Origin of the sequence: Acidipila rosea, assembly GCF_004339725.1 — a bacterium.
In the GTDB taxonomy this organism is placed as follows: domain Bacteria; phylum Acidobacteriota; class Terriglobia; order Terriglobales; family Acidobacteriaceae; genus Acidipila; species Acidipila rosea.
The window spans coordinates 182,766-196,438 of the sequence record NZ_SMGK01000003.1 but is presented as its reverse complement, the minus strand read 5'-3'; the positions used below and the strand labels follow the sequence as shown (position 1 = coordinate 196,438).

At 60.9% G+C, this 13,673-nt stretch carries 13 protein-coding genes; 2 read left to right on the top strand and 11 right to left on the bottom strand.

The window, feature by feature from the left end; genetic code table 11:
* The first annotated feature begins 2 nt into the window (after positions 1-2).
* The gene (locus C7378_RS10855; protein ID WP_131996209.1) at positions 3-1,409 is read left to right on the top strand and encodes a glycoside hydrolase family 30 protein; all 1,407 of its coding nucleotides are present in this window, start codon (positions 3-5) and stop codon (positions 1,407-1,409) included.
* Positions 1,410-1,428: 19 nt separating this feature from the next.
* On the opposite strand, the gene hpnI is transcribed toward C7378_RS10855, so the two are convergent.
* The 9 genes from hpnI to C7378_RS10810 form a co-directional block, all read right to left on the bottom strand.
* Positions 1,429-2,586 carry a bacteriohopanetetrol glucosamine biosynthesis glycosyltransferase HpnI gene (gene hpnI, locus C7378_RS10850; RefSeq protein ID WP_131996206.1) on the bottom strand — a complete coding sequence of 386 codons (1,158 nt, stop codon included), beginning with the start codon at positions 2,584-2,586 and terminating at the stop codon, positions 1,429-1,431.
* A complete protein-coding gene (gene gluQRS, locus C7378_RS10845) occupies positions 2,586-3,434 on the bottom strand; it encodes a tRNA glutamyl-Q(34) synthetase GluQRS (protein WP_131996203.1) in 849 nt (282 codons plus the stop codon). Before gluQRS ends, hpnI begins: the two co-directional genes overlap by 1 nt.
* Before the next feature lie 20 nt (positions 3,435-3,454).
* Positions 3,455-4,753, bottom strand: a complete 1,299-nt coding sequence (locus tag C7378_RS10840; RefSeq protein ID WP_131996200.1) for a DNA polymerase Y family protein — start codon at positions 4,751-4,753, stop codon at positions 3,455-3,457.
* An 89-nt stretch (positions 4,754-4,842) separates the two neighbouring features.
* A complete protein-coding gene (locus C7378_RS10835) occupies positions 4,843-5,067 on the bottom strand; it encodes a hypothetical protein (protein WP_131996197.1) in 225 nt (74 codons plus the stop codon).
* Positions 5,068-5,136: 69 nt separating this feature from the next.
* A complete protein-coding gene (gene lpdA, locus C7378_RS10830) occupies positions 5,137-6,555 on the bottom strand; it encodes a dihydrolipoyl dehydrogenase (protein WP_131996194.1) in 1,419 nt (472 codons plus the stop codon).
* Positions 6,556-6,674: 119 nt separating this feature from the next.
* Entirely contained in the window at positions 6,675-7,145 is a 471-nt protein-coding gene (gene msrA / locus C7378_RS10825) for a peptide-methionine (S)-S-oxide reductase MsrA (RefSeq protein WP_131996191.1), read from the bottom strand.
* Between the two features lie 98 nt (positions 7,146-7,243).
* Positions 7,244-9,115, bottom strand: coding sequence for a 30S ribosomal protein S1 (locus tag C7378_RS10820; RefSeq protein WP_131996188.1), 1,872 nt, complete (start codon positions 9,113-9,115; stop codon positions 7,244-7,246).
* Between the two features lie 313 nt (positions 9,116-9,428).
* Complete coding sequence (locus tag C7378_RS10815; RefSeq protein WP_131996185.1) at positions 9,429-10,418, bottom strand: zinc-dependent alcohol dehydrogenase family protein; 990 nt, start codon at positions 10,416-10,418, stop codon at positions 9,429-9,431.
* Between the two features lie 69 nt (positions 10,419-10,487).
* Complete coding sequence (locus C7378_RS10810; protein WP_131996182.1) at positions 10,488-11,057, bottom strand: HIT family protein; 570 nt, start codon at positions 11,055-11,057, stop codon at positions 10,488-10,490.
* 51 nt (positions 11,058-11,108) lie between these two features.
* Between C7378_RS10810 and C7378_RS10805 the strand changes: the two genes are divergently transcribed.
* Positions 11,109-11,390: a hypothetical protein gene (locus C7378_RS10805; protein ID WP_131996179.1), complete on the top strand. Its 282-nt coding sequence runs from the start codon at positions 11,109-11,111 to the stop codon at positions 11,388-11,390.
* Positions 11,391-11,396: 6 nt separating this feature from the next.
* Here the strand turns inward: C7378_RS10805 and C7378_RS10800 are convergent, their stop codons facing one another.
* Together C7378_RS10800 and C7378_RS10795 are read right to left on the bottom strand one after the other, a co-directional pair.
* A complete protein-coding gene (locus tag C7378_RS10800; protein ID WP_131996176.1) occupies positions 11,397-12,932 on the bottom strand; it encodes a magnesium chelatase ATPase subunit I in 1,536 nt (511 codons plus the stop codon).
* A gap of 27 nt (positions 12,933-12,959) precedes the next feature.
* Positions 12,960-13,568 (bottom strand): LON peptidase substrate-binding domain-containing protein, encoded by a 609-nt coding sequence (locus C7378_RS10795; RefSeq protein WP_131996173.1) that lies wholly within the window; start codon positions 13,566-13,568, stop codon positions 12,960-12,962.
* Positions 13,569-13,673 lie beyond the last annotated feature (105 nt).

Genomic DNA, 13,673 nt, shown 5'->3' with positions numbered 1-13,673 from the left:
CTGTGCACTTTAAATTCGCTCGTCCGCTGATCACATTTGCTTCCTTTGCTTTCGCTCTGCTGCCAGGGGCCGCGCACGCCGGAAAGGTCTCGGAGTGGCTCACCACTTCGGACGGATCGGCATTGCTGGCGCCCCAGGCGAAGATTCACTTCTCACGGTCAGCCGACGCAGGCGCGGTGATCAACGTGGAGGACGGGCAGAAGTTTCAGACCATCGACGGCTTCGGTTACGCACTGACGGGCGGAAGCGCCCAGCTGCTGATGAAGATGGACTCCGCAAGCCGGGCAAAGATCCTGCACGAGCTCTTCGCGCCCAAGGGCAACGGCATCGAGGTAAGCTATCTGCGGCTGACGGTGGGCTCCTCGGACATGAACGAGCGAGTTTACTCCTACGACGATCTGCCCCCGGGCGAAACCGATCCCACGCTGGCGAAGTTCAGCCTGGCGCCGGACGAAGCCGATGTAATCCCTGTGGTCAAGCAGATTCTCGCCATCAATCCGAAGATGAAACTGCTCGCCTCGCCGTGGTCCCCGCCAACGTGGATGAAGACCAACGACAATGCCAAGGGCGGCGAACTCAAGCCTGAATACTACCCGGCCTACGCCCAGTATTGGGTGAAATACCTGACGGGGATGAAACAGGCGGGAATCAAGATTGACGCCCTGACCGTGCAGAACGAGCCGCTGAACCCCAAGAACACGCCCAGCATGTTCATGCCTGCGGCAGACGAAGGCCGCTTTATCCGCGAAGACCTTGGCCCGGCGCTTGAGAAGGCCGGTCTTGAGACAAAGATCATCCTCTATGACCACAACTGCGACCGGCCTGACTACCCGCTCTCCATTCTGCAGGATCCGGGCGCAAGCAAATATGTCGACGGCTCCGGGTTTCATCTTTACGAAGGCACGATCGATGCACTCACCAAGGTGCATGACGCCTTTCCAGCGAAGAACCTCTACTTCACCGAGCAGATGGTGATCGACTCGGGAGATACGGCAAGCAAGAATATTGCCGGGCCCGTATCTCGAATCGTGATCGGCGCAACGCGCAACTGGAGCCGCAATGTGCTGCTGTGGAACCTGGCTGCCGATCCGCAGAATGGGCCGCACACCAACAACGGCGGCTGCCCGGTCTGCCAGGGCGCCATTACCCTCGACGGCAACAAGGTAGGCCGCAACCGCGCCTACTATACGCTGGCGCATGCCTCGAAATTTGTTGGACCGGGATCGGTGCGGGTGGGATCGAATGAGCCCGGCTCGCTCGAAAATGTCGCTTTCAAGACCGCCAGAGGGAAGAGCGTGCTGATCGTAGCTAACAGCGGCGCTTCGCCGCAGGCCTTCCGCGTTCAGAGCCATGGGCGTTCGTTTGCGACAAGCCTGCCGGCTGGAGCGGTGGCGACTTACGTCTGGTGAAGAGGAAGGCTGATCCGCCTCAGGCTTTGCGGATCAGCCTGCCTCTCTTCAACGTAAAGCGCTCACCACGCCACAGGATCGTGTCACTCGCGTAGCTCCAGACCCACAGCACCATGGCGCAGAGATCGCGCAGCGGCAACATCCAGAAGTCGCGCAGCACCTGCGTATCTCCGAGCAGTCCGACGCCAACGGCGAGCGCGAGGGAGACGCGAGCGGTCAACACGATGCTCAAAAGTGCGACGCTCTCGGCACTGGCTCCTGACGCCACTACGTTGAGAAGCGCCCACGGCAGCGCAAAGGTGAAGATCAGTCCGGCGTAGCCTGCCTTGCGCGAGTCGCGCATGCTGCGCAGCCAGCGAAGCTGGTGATCGACGAAGGCGCGAAAACCGTAGGGGGGCAGCCATGTCTCAACTACCTCCGCGCACAGAGCCACGTCATAGCCCGCCGCCGCGATGCGGGCGCCGAGCTCATAGTCATCAGAGAGCGAGTCGGCTAGCGGGAAAAACCCACCAATCGCGTCGAGGGCCTCCAGCGTCATGGCGAGCGTGGACCCCAGGCCGAAGCGGATGCCCTTTTCGAGCTTTAGCGCCGTCAGTACGCCGGGGAAAAAATCGGTGGCGATGCCCAGCGCCTCCATCTTTGACCAGAGCGTCGCATGGGCCTGCCCGCGATAAGGAGCCGTAACCATGCCGACGCGCTGCCGGGGTGTAGCAAAGCAGGCCATCACCCGGCTGAGATAGCGGCGCGAGACCTTGATATCGCTGTCATTGACGAGGATGTGATCGAAGCGGGCCTCGGGCAGCATTTGCGTAAGGTTGCTGACCTTGCCGTTGGTGCCCAGGATCTCTGGACAGAGGATCAGGCGAATGGCGCGCTCTGGATACTGCTGCTGCAGCTGCCTGACCGCAGAAACGGCTGCATCCTGCAGGCTGCTGACTCCGAAGAGAATTTCATAGTCGCCGGAGTAGTCCTGCTCGCAATGGCTGGCGAAGGCGGCGTACATCTCGTGGTCGAGTCCCTTGACGGGCTTGAGGATGCTAACCGGCGGCGCATAGGAGGGCAGGACGGCCCGCTGCTGTCGCGACCAGGAGCGGGCACTCCAGAGTGCGACCAGAGTGAAGCCGAGGCCGGCGAGCGCAAGCAGGGTGGTGAGGAGTTCGACGACGATTGGGAGCATCAATGCTCAAGTGTAGCGGAGCGGCTGGGCGCATCGACGAAAAGTGAGCGCACCTCCTCAGGGGTCATGCCCCGCTCGCGCAAGGCGCGGAGGGAGAGCGCATCGTGGCGCTTGGCGAGGCGCTGGCCCCGCTCGTCGGTGAGTAGCGGGCAGTGATACCAGGCAGGCGGCCTGAGGTCCAGAGCGCGATAGAGGAGCAGCTGCCGCGCTGTGGACTTGAGCAGGTCGGCCCCGCGCACGACTTCGGTGATGCGCATGGCCGCGTCGTCCACCACCACCGCGAGCTGATAGGCCGGCACATCATCGCGACGCCATACGAGAAAGTCGCCGAAGTCTGCGCCTGCCAGATAGCTCCGGCGACCGACGGCGCCATCCTCGAACACGATTGCCTCGCGATCCGGCACACGAAATCGCCAGTTGAAGCCAATGGGCGAAGCCGGAACCGCATCGAGCTGACGCATGCGGCAGAAGCCGGGATAGAGCGGCTCGTCGTCCTCCTCATGCGGAGCCTGTGCGCTACGCGCCAGCTCCCGACGTGAGCAGGTGCAGGGATAGACGAAGCCGCGTTCGACGAGGGTGCGCCAGGCAGAGAGGTAGGCTTCGCGGCGGTCGCTCTGACGGAGTGGCCCCTCCTGCCAGCGAATGCCAAGCCACTGCAGGTCCTCGATCATAGCCACGGCAAACTCGGGGCGCGAGCGATGCGGATCGAGATCTTCGTCGCGGAAGACGAGCACGCCATTTGCATCGAGGGCGCGTTGATAGGCAGTCCAGAAGGTCGCCGCGTGGCCGAGATGGAGCAGCCCTGTGGGCGATGGCGCGATGCGTCCGCGGTAGGTTGAGCTGGTCACTCTCCTGAGAATATCCCTCCTCAGAAGAGGTCGGGAATGCTGGTGAAGGCGATCCTCGTCGGCGCAGCGGCGCGCGCCAGCAGCATGCTCGCAGGCGCCAGAGTGTCGAGGCCGTATTTATGGTTGAGCGAATCCATGACGACTGAGAGCCGGGTGCGGCGGTTTTCCGATTCGAGCCCGGAGAAGAGACTGAGCGTGTGCAGATGGTCAGGGACCAGGTTGCCCAGCCAGACGCCTACATAGAACGGCTTCTCGTGATACTGGCTGCGAGGCCGTCCTTCCCAGAGCTTTCGCAGAGCTTCGACGAGCGTCTGGTTGTCCTGGCACTCGATCACGCTGGTGCCGGCTGACCAGCCGCTCTGCGGAATGCCGGAGTAATGCCGCTTAAGCGCAGCCTCCTTCGGCACGGCATATTTGATGGTCAGGGTCACATGAGTCGTCCACAGGCGGGCCGTGCGCAGCCGCATCGCGGCCTTGTGGAGCAGCTTGTGGGCGACGGCGTAGCTGCCCTCCGCGGTACGCAGTTCGGGCGGCAGGACGTGGCTTTGGCTGATCGACTTCTGGTGCTCGAGCGCTGGATCGTTGAAGTCTTCACCTCGGAGCCAGTGCCATAGCTTCTCACCGTTGACGCCGCCCCAGACCTGGTTCATCCCTTCACGGTCGAGCGCGAGCAGTTGCGCCATGGTGCGGATGCCGCAGTCGTTCAGCCGCCGCTCCATGCGTGCGCCAACGCCCGGCAGATCGCGCAGGACGAGCCCGGAGAGGGCTGCGTGAAGAATATCCGGAGTGAGCGCAACCAGGCCGTCGGGCTTCTCCATATCGGAGGCGATCTTCGCGAGGTAGCGATTGGGCGCGAGGCCAACCGAGCAGCGCAGGGTTTCACCTGCGTGTTTGCGGATGGATGCCTTGATGCGCTCAGCAAGATCAAGGGCGGCGATCAGCGGCTGCTCCCGTCCGATCAGCCTGCAGGCCATCTCGTCGATGGAGAGGACTGCCGCAACGGGAACGCACAGCTCGACAGCCTTCGTGATCCGGTTGTGATACTCGACGTAGATTTCGTGACGAGCCTCGACCAGCTCGACGCCGGGACAAAGTCGCTTTGCCTCGCCCACCTGAGTGCCGGTCTTTATACCGAAGGCCTTTGCCTCATAGCTGGCAGCGATGCAGCAGGTCGTGTCCGCCATGACGGGGACAACAGCGATGGGCCTTCCGCGCAGCTCCGGACGCAGCTCCTGCTCTACCGATGCGAAGTAGGAGTTGAGATCGAGAAAGAGCCAGTTCACGCGGGGTGATTCACCGGCTGTGGCTGCTGCCTGCATCCCTCTATCTTCGTCTTTCCTTTGCCTGCAGGCAATCAGGATTTTGAGGAACTACGACGAAGGACGGCGGGTGGTCCAAACCATCGAGATCAAGCGGCGCGGTCGGAGTCTGTCCGGGCAGCGCCGAGCAACTCCATCAGACGAAAGGCTCTCTCCAGCTGCTTTCTGACGAGCAGCGCCTGCCTGCGGCGATGGTCTGCGTTCTCAAGGTGCGGAATGAGACGCTCATCGCTGGCGGCATTCGTGAGCAACTCGCGGACGGTAGCTTCGACGATGCGGCGGAAACGCTGACTCACCTGGATGGGTTCGTTCATGGAAGGAGGCTTCGGGAGTGGTACTCCTGCTGCGAAGCCCCAGGGCTCGCAGCAGGAGGTGCGGGAGCATTAAACGTTGATGGCGAGGTTCTCCACACTGCCAAAGGCGTCGAGCATACCTTCGGCGAGGGTGGGATGCGCATGGATCGTGAACATGAGGTCTTCGATGGTCGATTCGAGTTCGATCGCCAGCACAGCTTCGGCGATCAGCTCCGTTGCCGAAGGGCCGATGATGTGTACACCGAGGATCTCGCCGTACTTGGCATCTGCAACGACCTTGATGAAGCCCTCGTGCGAATCGATGATCGAGGCCTTGGAGTTGGCAGAGAACGGGAACTTGCCAACCTTGATCTGCAGACCCTTTTCCTTTGCCTGCGCTTCAGTGAGGCCCACGCTGCCGATCTGCGGCTCAGTGTAGGTGCAGCCCGGGATGCGCTCACGGCGAATCGGGCGTGCATATTTGCCCGCGACCCTGGCAGCGACGACCACACCGGCCATTGCGCCGACGTGCGCGAGTTGCGGCAGGCCCATCACGATATCGCCGATGGCAAAGACGCCCGGCTCATCGGTCTGCATCCACTCGTTCGTCTTGATGAAGCCGCGCTCCGGCTTGATCTTTGTATTCTCAAGCCCGATATTTTCCGTACGCGGCGAGCGGCCCACAGCAACCAGAACCTTCTCCGCTTCCTTGACGACCTGTTTGCCATCTGATGCGGTGAAGGTGACCTTGACGCCGGTCTTCGTCCGCTCGACGGTCTCGACCTTGGCGCCTACGTTGATGTCAATGCCGCGCTTCCTGAAGGTACGGGCAAGCTCCTTTGAGACATCCTCATCCTCATTGGGAACCAGCCGCGGCAGGTACTCAACGATGGTGATTTCAGAGCCGAAGCTGCGAAAGATGGAGCCGAACTCAACACCGACCGCGCCCGCACCGATGATGATCATCGACTTGGGAATGTCATTGATGTTGAGGATCTCCATGTTGGTCAGGATGCGGTCGTCCGCCTTGAGCCCGGGCAGCATGCGTGCATCGGAGCCGGTGGCGACGGCTACATTTTTCGCCTTGATGGTCTGCGCCTTTCCGTCATTCGAGACTTCCACCGAGTGGATGCCTTCCTTGGCAGGGCCGGTCAGCTTGCCGAAGCCCGGCACGACGGTGACCTTGTTCTTGCGCATCAGGAAGTCGAGTCCTTTCGCGTGCTTGGCGACGATCTGGTTCTTGCGGTCGAGGATAGTTTTCCAGTTGATCTTCGCTTCGCCCAGACCTTCAATGCCGTACTCCTTGGCATGCTTGAAATGGTCGTAGATCTCGGCGTTGAAGAGCAGCGACTTGGTCGGGATGCAGCCCCAGTGCAGGCATGTGCCACCCAGCTTCGATTCGCGCTCGATCAGCGCAACCTTCAAACCATACTGCCCGGCGCGAATCGCCGAGGTATAACCGGCAGGACCGCCGCCGATAATCGCCAAGTCGTAAATTGTGTCTGCCAAGGAAAAGCTCCCTTTACTGAATATCCGTCGAACGTTTGATTCTAGTTGAGTTGGAAGGTTTCAGGCGAACGCCCGCTCACATTGCCTCACTGGAGGATGAGGAGCCGTTCGCCCTGAACCTAGATGTGGCAGCTGGCTGCGCCGCGCTTCTCAAGGTATTTCTGATGGTAATCCTCGGCGCGCCAGAAGGTCTGGGCAGGAACGACCTGCGTCACGATGGGCTTTGAGAACCGCTGCTCAGACGTCAGCCGCTCGATCATCCGGTGTGCCTCGGCCTCCTGCGAAGGCGAGTGGAAGAAGATGACACTGCGGTACTGCGTGCCCCAGTCCGGCCCCTGTCGGTTGAGCTGGGTCGGATCGTGGAGTTCAAAGAAAAGCGCCAGGAGGCGCTCATAGCTGGTCTTGGCAGGATCGAAGGTCAGCTCCACCACCTCTGCATGGCCGGTGCTGTCGCTGCAGACATCCCGGTACGTGGGACTGTCGAGCTTGCCGCCTTCATAACCGACCGCAGTTTCGATGACGCCGGGCTCCTGCTGGAAGCGCAGCTCCACGCCCCAGAAGCAACCTGCGCCGAATGTCGCCTTTTCCATGATTTTCTCCTGCTTCCTATTTTAGGCCTCGCGCTGTGCAGCAAAAATGCCACCCCGCGAGGAGTGGCATCTGTTCACTGCGTAAAGCGGTAGAGCTTTTACTGACGCTTCCAGTTCATCAGGTCACCCAGGGTCGTGGTTGAGCTCGATACCGGGGCCTTGTATGCCTCGACATCCGCGCGGCTGGCCTCTTCGCCGACTGCGCGAAGGCTGAGACCGACCTTCTTCTCGTCCTGGTTCATCTTGATGATCTTGAACTCGTGCTCCTGACCAACATCCATCTTGGCTGGGGTGCCGTCCGCCTCGGTTGCTTCCGAGACATGGCAGAGACCTTCAACACCCTCGGCGATCTCAACGAAGGAGCCGAACTGCGCCGAACGCAGAACCTTGCCGTGGACGACATCGCCAACGCGGTGCTGGGCGAAGAACGTCTCCCAGACATCGGGCTGGAGCTGCTTGACGCCAAGCGACAGGCGGCGGTTCTCCGGCTCGACGCCGAGAACGACAGCCTTGACCTTTTCACCCTTCTTGAGAACTTCAGAAGGATGCTTGACGCGCTTGGTCCAGCTCAGGTTCGAGACGTGGACGAGTCCGTCGATGCCATCTTCGATTTCAATGAACGCGCCGAAATCGGTGAGATTGCGGACGCGGCCCTCGACCTCAGTGCCCGTGGGGTAACGCTCGGTGAGGTTCTCCCAGGGATTTTCGAGAAGCTGCTTCATGCCGAGGGAGATACGGCGGTCGCTCGGGTTGACCGCGAGGATAACCGTCTCGACTTCGTCGCCGGGCTTGACCATCTTCGACGGATGCTTCATCCGCTTGGACCAGGTCATCTCAGAGACGTGGACGAGCCCTTCAATGCCCTGCTCCAGCTCTACGAAAGAGCCGTAGTCAGTCACGCTGAGGACGCGGCCGCGAACACGAGCGCCAATCGGATAGCGCTCAACGGCATCCAGCCACGGATCAGGAGTCAACTGCTTGAAGCCAAGCGAAACGCGCTGCTTATCTTTATCGAACTTTAAGACCTTTACCTGAATCTCATCGCCGACGTTCACAAGATCTCGCGGATGAGTCAGGCGGCCCCAGGACATATCGGTGATGTGCAGCAGGCCGTCGATGCCACCGAGGTCGACGAATGCGCCGTAGTCGGTCAGATTTTTAACGACGCCGGTGAGGATGGTGCCTTCTTCAAGATTCTCAAGGGTTTCGCCGCGCTTGGCCGTCTGCTCCTCTTCAAGGATTTCCTTGCGGGATACGACGACATTGCCGCGCTTCTTGTTCAGCTTGATGACGCGAACTTCAATCTCCTGGCCGATGTAGGCGTCGAGATTGCGCACCGGGCGAACCTCAAGCTGCGAACCGGGCAGGAAAGCCTTGGTGCCGATGTCAACAGTCAAACCACCCTTGACGCGGCCGAGCACAATGCCCTTGACCGGCGTTTTCTCGTTGGCAGCCTTCTCGATCACATCCCAAACACGGTGCCGCTGGGCTTTATCAAAGCTCAGCAGATAACCACCCTCCTGCTCTTCGCGCTCGACCACGACCTCAACCTGATCACCGGCCTTCAGCTTTGGCTGGCCAGTGTGGTCAAGAACCTGCTCGATCGGGATCATGCCCTCGGACTTGAGTCCGACGTCGACGACAACGTGCTTATCCGTCAGCTTGATGACAGTGCCGGTCACGATGGCGGCATCATCGAAAGACTGCGACGCGGCTTCTGCGGCCTGTTCGCGATCGAAGGATTCGAGCGCAGCGGCAAAGTCTTCCATGCTGAAGTCGGAGTCGTCAGCCGAAGTTTCGGGCTCGACGACAGCAGTCGGCTGTGCGGCGGGAGCGGCGTTCGCTTCCGGGTTAGGGGTGGTTTCGTTGGACGGCTCTGCGTGCTCCGTCGCTGCTTCCAGCGTTGGGGTTTCCAGTTCGGTGTTCAGAGGATTGCTCTCGGTTTGTTCAGGATTTAAGACGTGTGACATAACAGCCAGCTTTTGGGAATCTGGTGCTTCCCTCCCGCGGACGGGGAGTGGATGAGGCTCGCGCGCCGCAGTTTTTCTTTCCGGCCACCATTATGATTCAGCAATGGCGTGAAAAGATTCGGGGGCCGTTGTTCCTGCTCTCATCCCGCGAGGCGTGAGCTCTGGAGAAAATCTCTCCATTCGGATGGCATCATCGAGGTAGGGAATTGCAGGAGCTGCGACCATGAGCTGCGCGAGGTTCCCACCGCGTAACTCACCCTTTGATGATAGAGCCCGGTGGAACCAGTGTCAATTCCACCGGGGTGTGATTTATTCAAACTGTAATCACAACCTTACCCACCTGGGCATTCGATTCGAGATACTGATAGGCCTCGACTACCTGAGAAAGCGGGAAAGTCTTCGCGATCTTCGGATGAAAGCGTCCGTCTTCAAGACGATCGAAGATGTACTTCTTCGCCTTGCTAAGCAGGGTTGGATCATGGCGGATCTCCATCAACGTATACCCCTGGATCTTGAGCCCCTTGGACATCGCGGCTATCAGCGGGAAGGGCGTCGGCTGCATTGACAGGAGGCCATACTCGAAGATCGTGCCGCCCGGTGCCGCAGCCTGCGCCAGCTTCTCGAGGAATGGCCCGGCGACAGGATCAAAGATGAGTCGCGCGCCTTTGCCGCCGGTGATCTCCTTGACCTTCGCGACGAGATCTTCTTCCTCGGTGGCGATGACATGCTGTGCGCCCAGATCGAGCAGTTCCTGCTTCTTCTTTGAGCTGCGAGTCGTGGCGATGGAAATCGCGCCCTCTGCCCGCGCGATCTGAATGGCTGCCAGCCCCACGCTGCTGGATGCCGCGGGGATGATCACGAAGTCGCCCCCGGTGAGCTTGCCGTAATGAATCAGCGCGCCATAGGCGGTCATGTACTGCATCCAGACAGCTGCGCCTTCAACGGCAGTGAGCTTTGCTGGATACTCACCCAGAGTGTCGGCGGGAACAATCGCCTCTTCACCTATCACGCCATTGGTGTTCATGGAAAAGCCGGGGACCGAGGCGGCACGCTTGCCAATCCAAGTGGGGTCGACGCCTTCACCCACCGCGTCCACCACGCCTGCGGCTTCATAGCCAACGCGAGAGGGTAGTTTCGGCTGTTCGAAATAAGCACCGCGCATGTACAGGGCCTCGGCGCGATTCAGACCGACCGCTTCGACACGAATCCTCGCCTCGCCAGGGCCTGGCTGCTTCGAGGGAATATCTTCGATCCGGAGGACTTCCGGGCCGCCTATCTGCGGGATGATGACTGCTTTGGGCATGGAACTCTCCTTGGTGCATCGGGGTTACTTCAATCAGGGATGCTTCAGGAGATTCGATGACTGCGATCTCTATGCGGGTTCACGGAATGCGTCGCGCATCCGCTGCCATGTCACTTCCAACTCCTCCGGCAGGATGCGCGTCTCGCCGATGGTGGTAAGGAAGTTCGTGTCGCCGGTCCAGCGCGGCAATGCGTGCAGGTGCAGGTGCCCGGCCACGCCCGCTCCGGCGGCCCGACCCAGGTTGATGCCCATGTTCAGCCCCTCAGGGGAGTAGAGGCTGCGCAGCGCGCGCTCGGCCCGCTGCGCGGTGTCCATCAGCTCATGCGCCGTGGAGGCGGGCAGCGCGGCGAGCGAGCTGGTGTGCTCATAGGGCAACACCATGATGTGACCCGAGGAGTAGGGGTAGCGATTGAGGCAGACAAAGCAGAACTCTCCCCGCTCGACGATCAGCGCGGCCTTTTCCGCCTCTTCACGGGGCATTCCGTTCACCACGGCATAGTCGGCAGAGGCGACCATATTGCAGAAAACACAGTGGAGATCGTCTGGCCACGCCACCAGCTCGGGCGGAACGCCCTGCCGCTGAGGGCCGTCGGCAGTGGTGACATATTGATAGCGCCAGGGGGTCCAGAGGTGATCCATGAGACGAGGTTAGCAGGAAGCCGCATCTCACTGAACGGGAGAAAGACGACTATGACAATCACCTCTAAAATTCGGCCCAAGGACGGGAAAAGCCACCATGAGGAAGCTGCCGGCGGCGACACTACCGAGCACCCTTCGCCCGGCGTCCAGTCCACAGAACCCCGAAGCGCCAAAACCCAGGGCAAACACGATGAGGAGCAGAGGGAACACCTGCAGAACAATGTCAGCGGGCCCGCACCGCAGGCGCAGCATAATCCTGCCTCCACCGGCGGACTGCACGCGACCGGCTCGTATACCGACAACCCGAAGACCGGCAGCGGAAAACAGGAATAGTGCTGCCTAGTTCAACCCGCCGCGCCGGGAGCGCCGCTGCTGCCAGTCGTCGTACTCACGCTCATCGCCGGCCTCAGAAGCACGCTCCGCGCGACGTTGGGCTTTTTCCTGCGCGGTGAAGCCGCGCTCTTCCGTACGGCTGAGGCGCCGATGGGCGTGCATGCCTTCGAGCAGAAACTCTGAGGCGGCTACCAGTCTCTCCGGGGCATCCGACGCTTTGACCTTCAGCGGAGCCAGCTTCTCCATCAGCCCCTGGATCTGCTTCAGTTCAGCGGCGATGCTTTTGCTGCTCTGGTCATCATCAAACTTGATGGAGCCGCCGAGATTGAACCACTGCTCGATCTGCTGCGTGTTGGCGCCTGCGAAGTAGCGGTCAAAGACCTTCCCGATGGCGCCGCGGATGATCTCGCGCACCACGGTGTCAGCCCCGCGCATCTCGCCCTCGTACTCGAGTTCGATCTTGCCGGTGATGCCCGGCAGGGCTGCATAAAGATCGCTGACTCGGGGCATGACCAGCGACTCTCCGCTGATGACCGCGCGCCGCTCGGCATTCGACACGACCAGCTCCATGGTCGAAATCGGCAGCCGCTGGCTGACGCCGCTGCGCTTGTCCACGCGCTTTTCTTCGCGCGCGGAGAAGGCCACCTGCTCCACGATTTCGCGCATGTAGTCGGGCACTTCCACGTTGCCATGGTCACGATCGATCCAGGCCTCCTGCGAAGTGATGGCGATGCCTTCCTCAAGCGTGGCGGGGTAGTGCGTGCGTATCTCGGAGCCGATGCGGTCCTTGAGCGGGGTGACGATCTTGCCGCGCGCCGTGTAGTCCTCCGGGTTTGCGCTGAAGACCAGTGCAACATCCAGCTCCAGCCGCACCGGATAGCCCTTAATCTGAACGTCGCCCTCCTGCATGATGTTGAAGAGCGCAACCTGAATCTTGCCGGCGAGATCGGGCAGTTCATTGATGGCAAAGATGCCGCGGTTTGCGCGGGGCAACAGACCATAGTGCATGGTGAGCTCGCTCGACAAGTCTTCTCCGCTGCGGGCTGCGCGGATTGGGTCGAGGTCGCCTACCAGATCGGCAACGGTGACGTCCGGAGTAGCCAGCTTCTCGACATAGCGCTCATGGCGGCTGAGGTAGGCAACAGGGGTTGCGTCTCCCCGCGCGGAGACCAGGTTGAGGCAGCGCCTGCAAAGCGGATGGAAGGGATTATCGCGGATTTCGCAGCCTGCTATGTAGGGCATCTGCTCATCAAGCAGAGCGGTGAGAGCGCGCAAAATGCGGCTCTTGGCCTGGCCCCGCAGCCCGAGCAGGATGAAGTTCTGCCGCGAAAGCACGGCGTTGACGATCTGCGGCACAACCGTATCGTCATATCCGACGATGCCGGGAAAGATCGGTTCATGCAGACGAAGACGGGCCAGCAGATTCTCGCGCAACTCGTCTTTGACCGTGCGCGACGGAGCTGAGGTTTTCGCGAAGCTGCTCGTGCGAAGCTCGCCCAGCGTCTGGGGCAGGGGCTGGGTCTGGGTACGGTTTGCGGGCATTCAGATACTCCTCGTCTGGTTCTCTGCTTACATGATATGGCCGTTGTCTGCTGCCCGTTTTGTCGCCTGCGCGCCACGGCGCAGTTTGGGCAGCATGGCGTTGTAGAAGTCGAGCAGATGACGAGAGCGCTCCGCATCCGAGCGCAAACCAAGCAGCTGCTGCTTGAAACCAAGATCCGAAGGAAGGGCTGCCGCCAGCTGAAACGAAATGAGGCAATCGAGGTTCAAGGGCAGGACCTGCGCCTCAACACCGGCGAGCTCCAGCACCTCAAAATGCAGGGCCATGCACTCCTCGCGCTGCGCGCGGGTAGAGGAAGCGCCTTCATCATCGTCAAAAAAATCCACCTCTGCCTGCAGAAAGCTACGGGAGTTGTCTAGCTGCTCAATCTCGAAGCGTTCGCGGCCCTGGGTCATGATGTCCAGCCGCCCGTCAGGGTAGCGATGAAGGACGCGCGTGATGGACGCGGTGCAACCGATAACCGCCAGGCCTTCACGCTGTGCACGGACGACTCCGAAGGGCATATCCTCCGCCAGGCAGAACTCGACCATCTCCTTGTACCGCTCTTCGAAAATGTGCAGCGGCAGCTGCGCCCCCGGAAAGAGCACTACATCGAGCGGAAACAAGGGGATCTTCATAGTTTGTGATTATGCGCGTACTTTGTTGCGTCTGCGCGGTACTCTCTCATTCTCATTTTGATGAAGCGGTGAGCGATTCAGACCACGCAAAGTGGACGGCAGGCT